This is a genomic window from Hymenobacter glacialis (assembly GCF_001816165.1).
Classification (GTDB): domain Bacteria; phylum Bacteroidota; class Bacteroidia; order Cytophagales; family Hymenobacteraceae; genus Hymenobacter; species Hymenobacter glacialis.
This window is the reverse complement of the sequence record NZ_MDZC01000053.1, coordinates 20,138-38,307: the sequence shown is the minus strand read 5'-3', so window position 1 is coordinate 38,307 and position 18,170 is coordinate 20,138. Positions and strand designations below refer to the sequence as shown.

At 61.9% G+C, this 18,170-nt stretch carries 8 protein-coding genes; 4 read left to right on the top strand and 4 right to left on the bottom strand.

Translation table 11 applies throughout. The features are described 5' to 3' along the window. The first annotated feature begins 202 nt into the window (after window positions 1-202). From sov to BEN48_RS07280, 3 genes are all read left to right on the top strand, one after another. A complete protein-coding gene (sov, locus tag BEN48_RS07290) occupies window positions 203-7,726 on the top strand; it encodes a T9SS outer membrane translocon Sov/SprA (RefSeq protein WP_241502208.1) in 7,524 nt (2,507 codons plus the stop codon). A gap of 53 nt (window positions 7,727-7,779) precedes the next feature. After that, a complete protein-coding gene (gene gcvH, locus BEN48_RS07285) occupies window positions 7,780-8,160 on the top strand; it encodes a glycine cleavage system protein GcvH (RefSeq protein WP_070733938.1) in 381 nt (126 codons plus the stop codon). A 175-nt stretch (window positions 8,161-8,335) separates the two neighbouring features. Next, complete coding sequence (locus BEN48_RS07280; RefSeq protein WP_083320849.1) at window positions 8,336-10,090, top strand: M28 family peptidase; 1,755 nt, start codon at window positions 8,336-8,338, stop codon at window positions 10,088-10,090. Window positions 10,091-10,157: 67 nt separating this feature from the next. Here the strand turns inward: BEN48_RS07280 and BEN48_RS07275 are convergent, their stop codons facing one another. From BEN48_RS07275 to BEN48_RS07260, 4 genes are all read right to left on the bottom strand, one after another. Continuing rightward, a complete protein-coding gene (locus BEN48_RS07275; RefSeq protein ID WP_125932521.1) occupies window positions 10,158-10,694 on the bottom strand; it encodes a hypothetical protein in 537 nt (178 codons plus the stop codon). Between the two features lie 338 nt (window positions 10,695-11,032). Beyond that, window positions 11,033-11,932 carry a YicC/YloC family endoribonuclease gene (locus BEN48_RS07270; RefSeq protein ID WP_070733937.1) on the bottom strand — a complete coding sequence of 300 codons (900 nt, stop codon included), beginning with the start codon at window positions 11,930-11,932 and terminating at the stop codon, window positions 11,033-11,035. 283 nt (window positions 11,933-12,215) lie between these two features. Then, complete coding sequence (locus BEN48_RS07265; RefSeq protein WP_125932520.1) at window positions 12,216-13,742, bottom strand: hypothetical protein; 1,527 nt, start codon at window positions 13,740-13,742, stop codon at window positions 12,216-12,218. Between the two features lie 60 nt (window positions 13,743-13,802). Next, the gene (locus tag BEN48_RS07260; protein WP_083320848.1) at window positions 13,803-16,637 is read right to left on the bottom strand and encodes a TonB-dependent receptor; all 2,835 of its coding nucleotides are present in this window, start codon (window positions 16,635-16,637) and stop codon (window positions 13,803-13,805) included. Between the two features lie 243 nt (window positions 16,638-16,880). On the opposite strand from BEN48_RS07260, the gene BEN48_RS07255 reads away from it, so the two are divergent. Beyond that, entirely contained in the window at window positions 16,881-18,080 is a 1,200-nt protein-coding gene (locus tag BEN48_RS07255) for a glycosyltransferase (protein WP_070733935.1), read from the top strand. Window positions 18,081-18,170: the final 90 nt, after the last annotated feature.

Sequence of the window (18,170 nt, the reverse complement as noted above, 5' to 3'; positions counted from 1 at the left end):
CCATTAGCTTTAAGCTATATAGCTAGCCGCTTTGGGGTCTCTCAACGCAACCAAGACGCCGGTGCCGCTTTGGCCCTTTATTCAATGAGCCCAGGCACCCCACGACACCCTTCAGCCAACAGCCAGTAGCTGCCAGCTAATAGCTATTTCCTACTTATCTCAATTGAAATTAGGCCAGAAGTTACTCCCTGCGTCGGTCATCGTGGTTGCGTCTTTGCTGACGTGGTGGGCCCAGGCGGCCCCTACGGCCCGGCCGCGCCTTGCCGCCGCGTGGTTGCAGGCCAGCCGCGTGCTGGCCGCCGATACTCCCGAGCCCGTGCGGCCCGTGGCCGACACGACGGGGCCCTACAAGCCAAGCCGGCGGCCGCGGGTGCGGCCTCAGGACCGGCCCGGTAGCCCGTTTGGCGTGCGCCGCCGCCAGTCGCCGCTGGTGCTGCCGCTGCCCAGCAACGTGAAGCTTGATGTGACGGTGGACGACAGCCTGAAACGGGTGAACGTGCAGGAGAAAGTGGGCAGCGAAATAGATTACCGCGACCCCAGCGTGCTCTCCTACGATAAGTTTGCCGAGTACCAGCAGCGCGAGTCCATTCGGGATTACTACCGCCAGAAGGCCAACGGCGGCATTGTGGGCACTCCGGCGGCGGCCGGCACGCCCCAGGCCCAGCGCCTGATTCCCAAAATTTACCTGGGCCCGGTGGCCAACCGCATTTTTGGTGGCAGCTACGTCGACATTCGGCCCGCGGGCTCGGTGGCGCTCAAATTTGGCTGGCGGCACAACAAGAACGAGAACCCCGCCCTGACCCTGCGCCAGCAGAGCGTGGGCGATTTTTTGTTTGAGCAGAACCTCAACGTGAACCTGACCGGTGCCATTGGCACCAAGCTCAAGCTGGTGTTCAACTACGACACCAAGGCTTCGTTTGACTTCGACAACCAGATGAAGTTCGATTACGCGGGCGAAGAGACGGACATTGTGCGGAAGGTGGACCTGGGCAACGTGAGTCTGCCCCTGACTAACTCCCTGGTGCAGGGCGGGCAGAACCTGTTCGGCGTTAAAACGCAGCTGCAGTTTGGCCGACTGGGCGTGACGGCCGTGGCCGCCACCGTGCGCGGCACCGCCGACGAGGTGCGCATTCAGAACGGCGCCCAGAGCCGGCAGTACGAGATAAAGGCCAGCCAGTACGAGCGGGACCGGCACTTTTTCCTTTCGCATTTTTTCCGGGAGCGCTACGACCAGGCCCTGCGCAACCTGCCCACCATCCAGAGCGGCGTGACCATCACGCGCGTGGATGTATACGTGACCAACGACAACCGCACCACCGAGGCCCTGCGCAACGTGGTGACGCTGATGGACCTGGGCGAACCGCGGCGCATTTATCGGCCGCAGTACGCCGTGCGCCCCAACCCCACCCCGCAAATACCGGCCGACAACGCCGCGAACTCCGAGTACAGCGTGCTCACGGGGCCGGGCGGTACCCGCGACAACCTCGGCGTGGATGCCTTCCTGCAAAACAGCCAGGGCCTCACCAAAAACCTGGATTTTGAGCGGGTGCGGGCCCGCAAGCTTGGCCCCGGCGAGTACACGTTCAACGCGCAGCTCGGCTACCTTTCCCTGAATACTGCCCTGCTGCCCGACCAGGTGCTGGGCGTGGGCTACACGTACATCTACAACGGCAGAACCTACAAAGTGGGCGAGCTGACGGAAGACTACACCAACGTGAAGCCCGACGAGGTGGCGTTTCTGAAAATGCTGCGCGCCAGCAACCCCGGCGTGGGCGTGCTGCCCACCCCCACGGAGGACCCGCTGAGCCCCGGCCAGTTCAACCGCAACACGCCGACCTGGGATTTGATGATGAAAAACATCTATCCCCTGAACGCTTCGCAGCTGCAGCGCGACAACTTCCAGCTGCAGCTCATTTACAAGGACGACGAGACGGGCGTGGACCTGATTTCGCTGAAGGAAGGCAACAAGATTGCCAACCGCCCGCTAATTGAGGTGCTCAACCTCGACAACGTAAACCCCAACAACGACCGCAACCCGGACGGCAACTTCGACTTTTTTCCCGGCGTCACCATCGACCCCGAATTGGGCCGCATCATCTTCCCCAACGTGCAGCCCTTTGGCGCGTTTTTGCGCCGGCAGTTCGACCCCTCCGAAACCGCGCTGATTGACAAGTACGTGTACTCGGAGCTGTACGACCAGACCCAGAGCGACGCCCAGCAGCGGCAGGAAAAGGACAAGTTCTTCCTGCGCGGCCGCTTCCAGGGCGGCGGCGGCTCCGACGAAATCAACCTGCCCGGCATTGGCATTGCGCAGGGCTCGGTGCGGGTGCGCTCGGGCTCTACGCTGCTCACCGAGGGCGTGGACTATCAGGTGTTTTATGATCAGGCCAAGGTAAAAATCCTCAACCCCGCCTACCTCAACTCGGCCAACGAGCTGCGGGTGGAGTTTGAAAAGAACGCCCTGGTGCAGGTGCAGCCGCGGCGGCTGCTGGGTACACGGCTGGACTACCGCCTCAGCAAGGACGTGAACCTGGGCGGCACGGCCCTGTACCTGCTCGAGAATCAGGCGCCGGGCATCAACCGCGTCAACATCGGCGATGAGCCGGCCAACAACGGCATTGTGGGCATCGACGGCAGCATTCGAAAAGACAGCCGGGTGCTGACCAAGTACCTCGACATGCTGCCCTTCCTGTCGACCAAGGAGATTTCGACCATTTCCTTCAGCGGCGAGTTTGCCAAGCTGCTGCCGGGCCAGTCGAAGCTGGGCCGGGGCGAAGACGGAGCCTCGTACATCGACGATTTTGAGAACGCGCGCACGCCCTACACTTTGGGTGGGCTAGCATCCATTCCGGCGTGGCGCCTGGCATCTACCCCGCTCCCCATTGCCAACCCGGCCACCGTGACGGGCCTGCGCTACAACGACCAGCGCGCCAAGCTGGCCTGGTACACCGTGGACCAGAGCTACTACACCGGCGGCTCGAACGCGCCCAAAAACATTGCGGGCGCCGATTTGAAGAACCACTACACCCGCGGCGTCGAGCGCAACGAGGTGTTTCCGAACAAGGACCTGGGCGCCACGGGCAACGGCTACGAGTACACCTTCGACATGGCCTACTATCCCGGCGAGCGGGGCCCGTACAACTACAACCCCAATATTAACCAGACCGGGCAGTTATTTACCGGCTCCGAAGCCAGTGCCGTGGGCCTGCAGGGCAAGTATGGCGGCATCAGCCGCGCCATCACTTTCGACACGGACTTTGACAATGCCAACATTGAGTACCTGGAGTTCTGGATGATGGACCCTTTCCTGGGCGGCGAAAACGGCAAGGTGAACGACGGCGTCAGCCCGGCCGTGAACAACACCACGGGCGGCGAACTGCTCATCAACCTGGGCAACGTGAACGAGGACGTGCTGCGCGACGGCAACCAGCACGAGTTTGAGAACGGCCTTCCCGCTACCGACGACCCCCAGGAAATAGCGAACAACAGCAGCCCCACGCCCTACGGCCGCGTGACGACCCAGCAGTTTCTCACCGATGCCTTTAACGCCACGCCGGGCGCCCGGCAGCGCCAGGACGTGGGCCTGGACGGTGTGAACAACGCCGCCGAGCGGGCGCAAACACAATACGGTCCCGCCTACGCGAACCTGACCGACCCCTCGGCCGACGACTTCCGCCACCACCTCGACCCCAGCTACGACCAGGCCAACGCCAGCATTCTGGGCCGCTACAAGAACTACAACGGCTACGAGAACAACTCGCCCGAAAACAGCCAGCTCAGTTCCACGGCCTACCCCGACAAAGAGGACCTGAACCGCGACAACGTGGTGCAGGAAGTGGAGCGCTACTACGAGTACCGCATGCGCCTGCGGCCGGGCGGGCTGGAAGTAGGCCAGAACTTCATCATTGATAAAATAACCACCAACAACGAGCAGACCAGCCGGGAGCCCGTGACCTGGTACCAGTTCCGCATTCCCATTCGGGAGGGCTACACCCTGCGGGGGGCTACCCAGGAGTTCGGTTTCAAAAACATCCGCTTCCTGCGCATGTACATGACCGGCTGGCAGCAGCCGGTGGTGTTGCGCCTGGTGCAGCCGCAGTTTGTGGCCAACCAGTGGCGCCGCTTCATCTACCGCATCGTGGATGCGCGCCAGGGACCAATTCCGCCCGTGGGCTCGCTCACCGACGCCGACGCCTTCACCATTTCCACGGTGAGCCTGGAAGAAAACGGCCTGGCCGTGGCCACGGGCACGGGCAAGATTCCCTACGTGTCGCCGCCCGGTATTCAGCGCGACCGGGAGTTTGGCAGTACCGCCACCTCGCGGCTGCAAAACGAGCAAAGCCTGCGCCTGTCCGTGACCAACCTGCGCGACGGCTTTGCCAAGGGGGCGTATAAGAACATCACCATCAACATGCTGCGCTACAAGCGCCTGAAGATGTTCCTGCACGGCGACAGCCCCGACCCGAACGTGACCGGCCGCGACGTGCAGGCGTTCCTGCGCATCGGCACCGACTACACCCAGAACTACTACCAGTACGCGCTACCCCTCGAAATGACCCGGGCCGGCGACACGGGCGTGGACCAGGTGTGGCCCGTTGCCAACCGCATCGACGTGGCGTTTCAGGACTTTATTGATGCCAAGTCGGAGCGCAACAAGCAGATAGGCAACAACTTTCAGATTCCTTACACCAAGACCCTCGCCAACGGCGCCACCATCACCGTGGTTGGCAACCCCGATTTTTCGGCGGTGCAGGGCGTGATGCTGGGCATTCTCAATCCCACTTCCGACGGCACTGACCCCAGCACCAGCGCCATCACGGCCAACCTGTGGGCCGATGAGCTGCGGGTGTCGGACTTTGAGCAGCAGGCCGGTTACGCCGCCACCGCCCGCCTCAACGTGAAGATGGCCGACGTGGCCAACCTCACGGCCACCGGCAACTTCACCAGCGTGGGCTTCGGGGGCTTGCAGGACAAAGCGCAGCAGCGCTCCATCGACGACGTATTTCGCGGCGACGTGCAGGCCACCGTGGCCGCCGACAAGTTCCTGCCCGAGCGCCTGCAGCTGCGCGTGCCCGTGCTGCTGCAGCTGGGCCACGAAAGCCGCACGCCCCTCTACGACCCGCTGGACCCCGACACCAAGCTCAGCCAGAGCCTGGAGAAATTTACCAACGGCTCGGGCTCCGAAAACGCGGCCACGCAGGCCGAATACCGCCGCAAGGTCGTCGACCAAACCACCAGCCGCAGCATTTCGGTGCTGAACGTGCGCAAAGAGCGCGGCCCCGGTAAGCCCGGCGAGCCCGTGGCCCCGCCCAAACCTTGGGATATTGAGAACGTGGCCCTGAGCTACTCCCTCACCGAGCGCCTGCACACCGACATCCGCACCGACCGCGACTACACCCGCGCCTACACCGGGGCCGTGGCCTACGTGTACCAAACCACTCCCAAGAACTACACGCCCCTGAGCAAGATTAAGGCCCTGGACAACCCCTACCTGAAAATTTTCCAGGACGTGAATTTTACGCCGCTGCCCTCGCGCTTCTCGTTCCGCACCGATATTGACCGGCGCTACAACGAGCGGTTTCTGCAGCGGGTGCTGGAGCCCGGCACCCTGCCCAGCTCCAGCGGCATTACCCCGGTTATTCAGAAGGCCTTCTTCATCAGCCGGATTTATGACCTGAAGTGGGACCTGACCAAGAACCTGATTTTTGATTACACCGCCAACAACCGCGGCGTGGTAGACGAAGGCCGCGGCCGCACCATCGGCGACAGCGACGAGGCCATTCGTAACCGCAACCTGCTGCAGGAAAACCTGCTGCGCGGTGGCCGCACCACCAACTTCAATCAGGTGGCGGCGCTCACCTACCGCCTGCCGCTCGACAAGTTTCCGCTCACCGACTGGCTGAGCGCCGACACCCGCTATGCGGCCAGCTACACCTGGCAGGCGTCGTCGGCGTCGCAGCGGGCGCCCTTGTTCCCGGTGCCCACCGGCGACGAGGCCCGCGACACGCTGACCTACGAACTCAAGCTGGGCAACACCGTGCAGAACAACGCCGAGCTGAGCGCCAACGGCCGCATTGACTTGGTGAAGCTCTACAACAAGGTGAAGTTTCTCAACATCATCAACAACGCCCCGCCGCCCGGCGCGCGGCCCCAGCCCTCCCGTGCTGGCGCAGCGGCCCGCCCCGAACTGGAAGGCGGCCGCCCACAAGCCGAGGCCCTGCCGGATTCGCTGCGCGAGACAAACCGCTTCGTGAAAGCGGTGCTGCGCTCGCTGATGACGGCCCGCTCGCTCAACTTCACCTACGTGCGCACCAACGGCACGCTGCTGCCCGGCTACCTGCCCAAAACCTACATTTTCGGTCTCGACCACGACCTGACGGCGCCCGGCGTGCCCTTCATCCTGGGCAAGCAGTACGGGCTGAACACGCTGTACGAACGCTCGCGCGACAACGGCTGGTACACCGACAGCAGCCAGTACCTGAACACGGCGTTTAGCTCGCTGCGCACCGAGGTGCTCACGCTGCGCACCGCGCTGGAGCCATTCCGGGGCTTCAACATTCAGGTGGACGCGCGCCGGCAGCTGGCCCGCAACCAGGAAGTGTACTACCGCAACGAACTTGACTCGGTGAAGCTGACGGCCTACCGCGACCCGATTACGGGTTTGACCCGGCTGGCTAATAACCCGCTGCTCGGCACCGGCTCGTTCAGCACGTCCACGGTTACCATCCAAACCCTGTTTGGCGACCTGGGGGCCAACGGCGAAACATCCAAGGCCTTCCAGCGCTTCGTGAACAACCGCGCCATTGTGCGGGAACGGCTGGCGCGCGCCAACCCCGTCGCTGGCGTGAACCCGGAAAGCGGCTACGGCTACAACTCGCAGGAAGTGCTTATTCAGAGCTTTATTGACGCCTACCACGGCCGGTCGTCGGATGGCTACGAGGCCAAGAAGTTCGACCCCTTCGCCATGCTGCCGCTGCCCAACTGGACTGTTCAGTACAACGGCTTTTCGGACCTGCCCTTTGTGAAGAAGTACTTTACTTCCTTTGCCTTCAACCACGCCTATTCGTCGGTGTATAGCGTGAACAACTACGCCACCGCCACCAACTACAACTCCAGCACCTTCAACCCCGACCGCGACTTTCCCAACATCCGGAACGCGTCGGGGCAATACATCCCGTACTACGTGCTGGGGCAGGTGAGCATCGTGGAGCGGCTGTCGCCGCTCATCGGCGTCAATTTTCAGACGTTGAGCCGCGCCACGGGCCGCATTGAGTACCGCACCGACCGCGCCGTGGTTCTGAATACCTCCAATGCCCAGGTGACCGAGCTTTACACCAACGAAATGGTGATTGGCTTCGGCTACGCCACCAACAGCTTCAAGCTGCCGTTCAAGGTGCGCGGCGAACAGCGCGTGCTGAAAAACAACCTCACCGCCCGCATGGACCTCAGTATTCGCGACAACATCACGGTGCAGCGCAGCATTCTGGGGGTAGAAGATATTGGCAACCCGCAGGGCGTGGCCCCCGACCCCGGCCGCCCCGAAGGCCAGGTGACCAACGGCTCGAAAACCTTCCAGCTGCGCCCCACCATCGACTATTTACTGAACACCCGCCTCAACCTGCAGTTGTACTACAGCCAGACCATCACCACTCCCCGTATCAGCAATGCCTTCCGCAACGCCACCACCGAGGGCGGGGTGCAGCTGCGTTATAGTTTGACGCAGTAGCTTTACGCCTCTGCTAATTCCATCTTCCCAAACACCTTCAGCGCCCTGCTAGTATGAACCTGCCCGCCACCCTCCACTACACCAAAGACCACGAATGGATTCGCGTTGAAGGCGATGTTGCCTACATCGGCATCACCGACCACGCCCAAAAAGAGCTCGGCGACATTGTGTACGTCGACATCGACACCCTCGACAAGGACGTAGCCCAGCACGACGTGTTTGGCACAGTAGAGGCCGTGAAAACGGTTTCTGACCTATTCAGCCCCATCACCGGCACCGTGCTGGAGATAAACGAAAAGCTGGCCGACGCTCCCGAAACCGTGAACTCCGACCCTTACGGCGACGGCTGGATGGTGAAGATTTCCATTGCCAAGCCCGAGGAGCTCGAAGAGTTGCTGAGCGCCGAAACTTACGGCGAGCTGGTAGGCGCCTAGCCTGTAGCACATGCTTTAGCTTGTGCATTCGCCCGAAAAGGAGAACGTCATGCTGAGCGTGGCGAAGCAGCTTTACCTCGGAAGTAAATCCGCTCGATTGGATTACTACTGAGGTAAAGCTGCTTCGCCACGCTTAGCATGACGTTCTTGTTTTACCAGTTCATAACTCCAGCTGATGCCCCAGCGTCCCTACGCGGCCCTGCCCATTGCCTGGGCCACCGTCATCCTCCTGCTCACGCTGCTGCCGGCGGCCGACATGCCGCTCACGCCCGAGTGGGAGCTGCTGGCCTTCGACACCGCCGCGCACGCGGGTGTATTCGGCCTGCTGGCCCTGCTGAGCTGGTTTTCCCTGCGCCGGCAGACGCGCTGGCCCCGCTTGGCCCGGCACCCCGGCTGGCCGCTGCTCATCGGTAGTTTCCTGTTCGGCGGCCTCATCGAACTGCTGCAAACTACCATGCAAATGGGCCGGCAGGGCGATGTAAAAGACCTGATTGGCGACACCATTGGCGCCGCGCTGGCTTTGGGGCTGGCGTGGCTGCTACGGCACCGCGTGCCGGCCGCCCCGCGCCTGGTGCCGCTGGTGTTACTGGTAGCCACGCTGGGCACCTCCCACCGCGCCGAAGCCCAGGACCTGCCCCGCGCCCGCCGAACCATCGAAACGCTGGCCTCCCGCCAAATGCACGGCCGGGGCTACGTGCAGCAGGGCGAGCACAAGGCGGCCGCCTACCTGCGCAAGCGGCTGCGGGAGCTGCAGCTGGCGCCGCTTGCACCGGATTATACCCAGCCGTTCATGCTGGATGTGAACACCTTCCCGGGCGAGATGCGTGTGCATATGGCCTTTGGTGATAAGCGCCAGCAGCTGCCTGCTGCCAAGCCGGGCCGGGACTATATCATGACGGCAACTTCCGGCGGTGGCTCTATCAACGATATGCCGCTCCTAACGCTGGATACGGCTGTGTTTGCCAGACCCCTGCAAAACACCGCGTCTCAACAGCGGCTGCTGGAGTTGCCCTTGAAGCAACAGGCGTTGCTGCTCACTGCCCGCGACCAAGCTCGGTTGCCCGGCCTGCCCGCTACGCTGCGGCAGCACCTGGAGTCTGCCGCCGCCTGGGTAACGCTGGTGCCCAAACTAACGGCCTCGCTGGCGCCCACGCAAAGCCCGCGTATGGAGATAGAGCTGCTGGCTCCGGCCAAACCAACTGCCGGCACTGCCATTTTTTGCGCTACCCCGGCCCCGGCGCCCACCAAGCTGTGGCTTACGGCGACCGTTGACGTCCATCTCCAACGCAACTACCAGACCCAGAACCTGGCCGCCGTTATTCGAGGCACTGCCCAGGCCGATTCTTTACTGGTGGTCACCGCGCACTACGACCACCTGGGCACCATGGGCCGCCACACCTATTTCCCCGGTGCCAACGACAACGCCAGCGGCGTGGCCCTGCTGCTGGAGCTGGCCGCCCACTACGCCCGGCCCGAAAACCGGCCCGCCTACTCCGTGGTGTTCCTGCTGTTTGGGGCCGAGGAGGCCGGGCTGGTGGGCTCCCGCTACTTTGTGGCCCACCCGCTGGTGCCGCTCAACCGCATCAAATTTCTGGTCAACCTCGACCTGCTGGGCACCGGCGAACAGGGCGCCACCGTGGTGAACGGCCGCGTGCACGAAGCCGCTTATCAGCGCCTCGTGCAGCTCAACGAGGCGCACCACTACCTGCCCGCGCTGGGCGCCCGCAGCCGCGCCGCCAACTCCGACCACTACCCGTTTTCCGAAGCAGGCGTGCCGGCCTTTTTCCTTTACACCCGCGGCGGCAGCCCCGCCTACCACGACGTGAACGACCGGCCCGAGGCTTTGTCGCTGGCCGGCTTTGCCGGGGCATTTGGCCTGGTGCGGGACTTTCTCAACGAGTTGGGCGCCACCCAAGCCCCAAAAAAATAGTCGGTAGCCGAACCTGCGTTCAACTACCGACCTTATTTCTAACAGCTAACAGCTAACAGCTAACAGCCTAGCCTTTAGCTTTCAGCGAGAGCATGATTTGCTTGGCGATGGGCTCCCACTCGGGCTTCTGGCGGTCGGCACAGTTGAAGGTGCAAATCATCAGTTTGCCTTCCACGTCGGTGAAGAACACCAGCGTGTACACTTCGTGGCCCATCTCCGGCTTCATGAATTCCATGAAGCCCACCTTGCGGTTGTTGATGTTTTTCACGCCATCGCCGAACCACGTGGCGTCTTTGTACTGCTTGTGGTACGTCTTGCCAAACGAGGCGGCGTAGATGTCGACCATGTCCTGGTCGGCGTCGTTGTCGCTGTAGTTGAAGGCGAGGCTGATGAGGTTGTTGTTGGTGAAAATGACGCTGGGGCGGCTCTGGGCTTTGGCGTAAGCGAAGTCCATCTGCTGCTCGGTCATCACCTCAAAGCCCTTGGGGATAAGGATTTCCACCCGCTCGCTGAGCACGCGCTTTTTTACCAGCTCAATTTCAGATGCCGGGTGCGCAGCCGTAAGTATCAATCCCAGGATAAAGAGTAAAAGTGTAGATTTCATACTAATGCAAATAAGAAGTGAGTAACGGTAAGACCATTAAGCTAAGCCAAGTTAGATACAATATTATAACATCCAACTTTTGGACAACAAATATTGCGATTTATTTTGGTACCTCCCGAATGAGCCGGGCATTTAATTCAATAAAGGCCTAACATTCGGCAGGTTGTGATGCTTGTTTGGCCTAGTGAATGCCGTTTTCAAATCCCTTGCCAGAAAGATTTTCTTAACTATTGTATTTTATAAATTATTATTAAAGTGCAATAAATTCAATTATTTTCGGCCAACTGCGCTTGTAGCATGCTGAACGGCTGAGCTAAAAGAGGTGTGAGGTTGGAGGCCTACAGAATGTTGTTGAGCTGCTCTTTAATTTTTTCCAATTCTTCTTTCATGCCCACCACTAGGTGCTGCACGGTAGCATCGTTGGCCTTGGAACCGATGGTGTTGATTTCGCGTCCAATCTCCTGCGCTAGGAAGCCCAGCTTCTTGCCCACGGCCTCGTCGGGCTGCCGCACGGCCTGCTCGAAATAGGCCAAGTGAGCCGCCAGGCGCACTTTTTCTTCCACAATGTCCAGCTTCTCGATGTAGTACAGCACTTCCTGCTCGAAGCGGGTGGCGTTGAAGTGCTCGTGGCTGGTGAGCTCGGCCAGGTGGCCGGCCAGGCGCTGGCGCACGTGCTCGATGCGGGCGGGGTCGTGCTGCTCCACGGCCGCGAGCTGCTGGCGGATGATGGCCACGTAGCTCAGGATTTCGGTGGTGAGGGTGGCGCCTTCGTCCTGGCGAAACAGGTGCATGGCTGCCAGCGCCTCGGTGAGCAGCGGCTGCAGTTCGGCCCAGGTAATTTCCTCGGTTGCGGGTTCGGCCTCGCGGGCTTCGGCCGCGCTGGGAATCACGCCCGGCAGGCGCAAGGCCGCCAGCAGGGTGTCTTCACCGGTGGACAGGCCCAGGCCCTGGGCCACGGCTTTGAGCTCGTGGAAAGCCGCAAGCAACGCTTCCTTGTTGAGGGAGGCAGTGGCGCGGGCCGCGGCAGGCCGCAAAAAATCCAGGTTCAAATTGATTTTGCCGCGCAGCAGGGATTTTGCCACGGCGTTGCGAATTTCCAGCTCGTGCGGCATCAGGAAGCGCGGCAGCCGCAGGGTCAGGTCCAGGGTTTTGGAATTGACGGACCGGAGTTCAATGGCGGCGGTGTAGGTATCGGTTTCGCGATGGGCCTGGCCGAAGCCGGTCATGGAAGTAAGCATGATGAGAAGGAGGTTAATTGCAAGCGGCCAAGGCCACGCCTGCCCAGATGGGCCAATGGCTGAAGCAATATTACGGCGGGCGTAGCCGGCACGCGAAGCCAGAGCCACTGGTAAGGCCCGCTGTTTGATAGAGTCAGAAGCTCTTCAAAGAGCCAACCCCAAAGCCCTGCCCCAAGAATACAGCGTCGTTGCACTCATTTCTAGCCTGCCTCAACGCCAAAAACCAGGACTGTTTTGCAGTCCTGATTTTTGGAAAGATGCGCGGTAATGCGATGACCCCCGCTTAGTAATCCGTGTTCTGCGGGTCGAAATTGGTCCAGCTGGCAAGCCAGCTGGTAAAGCCCGGGGCGGTGGGGTCGCCAAAGGCGCCGATGTAGTTCACCGGGGTGAAGAAGGAATCGGTGAGCTTGCTGTCGGTGAAGCTGGCTGGCGCGGCGGGGGCGGTGGCCGGGGCCACCGTCACAATAGGCGAGCCGGTGCGGGGCAGGAAGCTGGGCGCGGTAAGGCCGAAGGGGTTCAGCAGCTGCACGTTGTCGGCGGTGGCGTAGCGGCGGTTGGCGTTGGCTTTCAGCCAGGTGAGTGGGCCCACGGCGCTGCCCCAGGCGGCCGAGTCGGCGCTCATCACGTTGTTGGCCGTGAGGCTGCCGGCGCCGCCCGTGGGGCCCACGTAGATGATTTGGCGCTGCCCGGCGGTTGAGTTGGAACCGGTGAGGGAGCCGGCTACGATGTTGTTTTTGAAGCGGGCATCGCCGCGGGCAATGTTGCCGGCGGTGGGGGCGCCGTCGATGAGCACGCCGGTGGGGAAGCCCATCAGCACGGAATTCATAATGCTCTGGGCCGAGTTGCGACGCAGGTGCACGCCGGCGGTGAACTGCGGGCTGTAGTTGGCCGCCGCAGGGTTGAGAATGGGGCCCACCGCGGTGACGTTGGAGAACACGGCCGAGGTTTGCGGGGTGTTATTCGAGCCGCTGCCATCGTTATCCGACTCAAATACTTTGGAGCCTGACTGGTCGGCCTGCAACGGGTCGCGCAGGGAAACGACGAACTGCACCTTGCCCGAGTAGCCGTTGTCCGTGTCAAAATCGTCGTCGAAGCTGCGGTGTGCCACCAGGTACTTGGCGTTTACGGTGCCGCCGAACCACTCAAAGGAGTCGTCGCCGCTGTACGACACCTGAATGTGGTCGAGGGTGGTGCCCGAGCCCACGGCGGCCAGCGTGAGGCCATTCACCTCGTTGTTAGGCGAGAAGGCCACGCCGCCGAACTCGATGCGCACATACTGCAGGGTGCCGGAGTTGTCGGTGGCGTTGGTGCCGCCGTACTGGGTGGTGGGGCCGCCCTCAATGGTGGGCCGGGTGGTGCCCACCAGGGTATTCACCGGGGCATTGCCGGCCAGAATAACGCCGCCCCAGTCGCCGTAGTTGCGGGCGCCTTTGGGCTGGTTCGAGGTAAAAACAATGGGCTTGGCGGCCGTGCCAATGGCAATAAGCTTGGCGCCGGGCTCGATGATGAGGGAGCCTTTGGTGTCCTTGTCGCCCTTGATGATGGTGCCGGCCTCAATGATGAGCGTGGCCCCGGCCCGCACGTACACGTAGCCCTTGAGCAGGTAGCGGTTGGCGGCCGTCCAGGTGGTGTTGGTGGTGATGGGCGCATCGACTACCACGGCCGTGCCGGGGTTGCTGGAACCGGGATTGGGGGTGGTGGTGCCGCTGCCCGTGGTGTTGGGAGCGGGCGTGATGTCTTTCTTCTCGCACGAAGTCATTCCGAGCAGCAAGGTGACTGCGAGGGAAAGCGAAAGCGTGTTCTTTTTCATAAAAAGGGGGAGTGGAAAAACTAAGTGGGGAAGGCACGGCTGGGTCACCTCACCCCCGCGCTAGGGCAGGGGCGTGGTGACGGCGGCGCGCGGCTCCAGATTCAGGCGCAGGCCCAGGGTGTAGTAGGTGCCGCGGCGGAAATTGGTGAGCGAAGGGTCAGCGGCGGTGTATTTGCGGTTGTTGCCGTAGTCCTGCACCAGGTTGGTGGGCTGGTTGAGCAGGTCCTGAATGCCCGCGTTCAGCGTGAGGCGCGACGAGAGCGTTTTGGTCAGGGACAGGTCAACGGTGTGGCGCGGCAGCTCCACCACGTCGGGGTACTGGTCGCTGCCGGCAAACAGGATGCGCGGGCCGAATACGTTGTAGAGAGCCGATATCTGCCAGCTGTTGTCGGGCGTCTGGTAATACAGACCGCCGTTGTACACGTAGGGCGACTGGCCCTGCAGCGCCCGCTTCTTGTTCCAGGCCACAATGTCGTTGCCCAGCGTCACCTGGCTTTTGATGAGCGAGGCATTGAACACGGCCGACAGGTTTTTCAGCCCCTCACTCACAAAGGTGAAGTCCTTTTTCAGGTCCAGCTCAACGCCGTAGGCGTAGGCGCTGGGGGCGTTGGCGAAGGTGTAGGCCAGGTTCGAGGTCAGCACCACCACGTTTTCGATGGGGTTGGTGAAGTTCTTGTAGAAAGCGCCCACGTGAATCAGCTCGCCGGTGCTGGGGTACAGCTCGTAGCGCAGGTCAAAGTTGTCGATGGTGGCCACTTTCAACGGGCTGTCCGGCTTGAGGTACAAAGAGCCATAGTTCAGCACGTTGAAATCGAAGTCGTAGTAGAAAAACGGTGCCGATTCGCGGAATTCGGGGCGGTTCAGGGTGCGGCCGTAGGAGGCGCGCAGCAGGCTTTTGGCGCTGAAGTTGTAGCTCAGGTTGGCCGAGGGCAGCACGAAGTTGGTGGTCACGTCCTGGGTCACCGGCTGGCCGTTGATGCCCGTGGCAATGGACTGCACGTTGCGCTCGTAGCGTGCGCCGGTCAGCAGCTTTGTGTTTTCTCCCAAGGGAAGGTTGAAGGACACATAAGCCGCTTCCAGCTCGTTGGACGCACCGTAGTGGTAGGTGGAGTTCAGGTCCTCGTCCACCCGGAAGCCGTCGCTGCCGATGTTATGCGGCGAAAAAATATTGCCCACGTTCTCGTTGCGCAGGCCCTGCAGGCCCCCGGCGTTGAGCGAGTAGCCCAGGGCGCGGGCGTTGAAGCTGCGCTTGCGGTACTCCAGGTAGGTGCCGGCCGCAATTTCCACTTCCCGGGCCGCCACCTGCACCTTGTGCTTGGCGTTGGCCGTGCCGGTGAAAATGTGCTCGTCGAGCTTCTGGTAGAGGCGGCCGGCGTTGTTGGCGTCCACCTGGCCCGCGGCGGGCGTGAGCACGGTCTGGGTTTCGGGGCGGCCTTCGCCGGCGGCGGGCGTCACCTGGTACGACACCCGGCGCAGGTCGGGCTCGTTGCGGCTGGAGTAGCCGTAGCCGCCCACCCAGTCAAAATGGGTCTTTTCCTTGTTGAAGATGTGCGTGCCCGCCAGCTGGCTGGTGTAGGTGGTGCGGCCTTGGTAGCCGGCCTGGTAGCTGCGGCGGTTCAGCACGCTTTTGTCGTCAAAGCCTTCGCGCGTTACCTGCTGGTTGCGGGCCTGCTGGCTAAACAGGTTGCGGAACTCCAGGCGGCCGCCATCGGCGAGCTGCAGGCTGAAGTTCTGGATGGCGCCGAGGCGCACGTTGTTGGTCGACTGGTCGTCCTTGAACTGGTCGGTGCGGGCGCCGTCCACGTCAAACAAATTGCGGTTGATGTTGAAGTGGGTGTAGGCGTTGGTGTAGTTCAGCGAAGTCACGCTGCCGATTTCCAGGCCGGCAATATTGAATTGGTCGAGATACGACAGGTTGAAGCGCATGTCAGGCATGGCCTTCAGCTTATAAATAGCGAAGTTGTTGTCCAGCTGGCGGGCGTAGAAGTCCCGCTCGTACTGCTGGTAGGCCGAGCTGAGCTGCGGAAAGCCATTTGGCAGCTCCCGCTTCACCGCCCCAAAGCCCAGGGCGTCGCCAGCCTGCGTTTTGTCGGTATAAAAATCATGGCCCGTGGTGCCGTCGCGGAAGCCCGTGGAGTAGTTCACCGTGAGCAGTTTCTCGTTGAACACCGGCTTGCGCAGGTACACCTTCACCAGCCCGCCGGCAAAATCGCCGGGCAATTCCGGCGAGGGGTCTTTGAACACCAGCACCCGGTCGAGCAGCGAGCTGGGCACGATGTCGAAGGAAAACGACTTGCGGTCCGTCTCGGAGCTGGGTGCGCTCACGTCGTTCAGCCACACGCTGTTGTAGCGGTCGCTCAGGCCCCGCACCTGAATGAAGCGGTTGTCCACAATGGTCACGCCCGGAATGCGGCGCACCACTTCGGCCGCGTCGCGGTCCTGCGTTTTCACAATCTGTTCCGACGAAATGCCGCTCACCACCACGCTGGCCTGCCGGATTTCGTTAATCACCGACATTTCCGTGTTGGTGCGGCGCACGCCGGTCACCACCACTTCGTCCAGCGCTTTGCTATCGGCCAGCAGCTTGCCGTCCACCACAGTGGTTTTACCGGCCGCCACGGCTACGTTCTCCAGCCGGAGGGTTTTGTACGACACCGACGAAACGACCAGGGTGTATACCCCAACCGGCACTTTTTCCAGCGAGTAGGAGCCATCAACGCCCGTTGGGGCAGCAACGGAGGTGTTCTCCAACAAGACTGTGCCGCCAATGATGGCTTCCTGGGCTTCGTCTTTGAAGGTTCCTTTAATGCTTCCAGTGCCCTGGGCCGCGGCGGTAGCCAGCGTGGCAAAGCTCATCAATAGGGCGAAGAGTATCCGCGTAATGGTGTTTTCCATAATGAGCACAAAATTCCGGCTGGCCCGTTGCCTTAATGTGCCGCCACTTTTATCGGATTGTTACCATATTGAAATAGTGCCTTTAGAGTCATTCAAGCGATGAAATCCGATGCTGCTAATGACAGTAGGTGGATTTTTGGGGCCTGACCCAGCCGGTGCCGTTGCACGAACAGCCCTCCGCCTGCTGGGCTGCGGCTTTACTTTGTGGCGAATGCCGACCTCCTCCTTCGTTGTTGTTGAAAATTGAAAACGCCCCGCGTACTGATGCTGCCCAAGTGGTACCCGCACCGCTACGACGACCAGGACGGCGACTTTGTGGGCCGGCACGTGGCAGCAATCGCAGCGTTTGGCCACGCCGAGGTGGCCGTGCTATTCGCGGCCGTGGCCCGCGGTCCCTTGCCCGGCTTGATTGATTTAGAAGAGGATTTTACCGGCCCCTGGCCCACGTTGCGCTACTACTACCGCGCCGCGCCCACCGGCCTGGCCCTGCTCGATAAGCCGCTGAAGCTGCTGCTCTACTACTGGTGCCTGCTGCGCGGCTACCGGCGCCTGCGCCAGCACTGGGGCCAGCAGCCCGACCTGGTGCACGTGCACGTGTTGCTGCGCACGGGGCTGTTCGCCTGGGCCCTCAAAGCAGTACGCAACATCCCGTTCATCGTCACCGAGCACTGGACGCTCTATCTGCCGCTGCGCTCGGTGGGCATTTCGGGGCTGCGCCGGGTACTCACGCGGGCGGTGGTGCGGCAGGCAGCGGCACTGCACACCGTATCGGGGGGGCTGCGCGATGCCATGGCCGGCCTGGGGTTTGTCAATTCCAACCCGGTGGTTATCGCCAACGTCGTGAACACAACCTTGTTTCATCCGGAAGAAAAATCAGCCGCAAACGCCGCGCCCACGCTGCTGCACGTTTCGGCGTTTACCGACCAGGTAAAGAACATTACGGGCGTGCTGCGGGTGGTGGCCCGGTTGCGCGCCGCCTGGCCCGGGCTGCAGCTGCGCATAGCCGGCTACGGGCCCGACGAAGCCTTCCTAAAAGAATACGCGGCCACCCTGGGCCTGCTGGCTGATGGCACCGTGGCCTTTTTGGGCAAGCTGCCGCACGAAATGGTGGCCGCCGAAATGGCCCGCGCCACGGCGCTGGTATCCTTCAGCCGGGCCGAAACCTTTGGCTGCGTGCTGCTCGAAGCGCGGGCCTGCGGCTGCCCGGTGGTGGCCACCCGCACCGGTGGCGTGCCGGAGTTATTTCAGCCCGAAAACGCCTTTGGCCTGCTAATAGAGCCAGACGATGAGGCCGGCCTCGAAGCCGCGCTCACCGCCCTATTGGATGGAAGCGTGCAGTTCGACGCCACCCAATTGCGCGCCGATGCCGCCGCCAGGTGTGCCCCCCAAACAGTGGGAGAAGCCTTTGGAACACTGTATCGGCAAGTGCTGAACTGGCGTTGAACCACACTCCCCTCCTTTTTTAAGGAGGGGACGCTTACGCGAAGCGTAAGCTGGGGTGGTAAAGTCGTTGAACGATACCCGAACGATTCC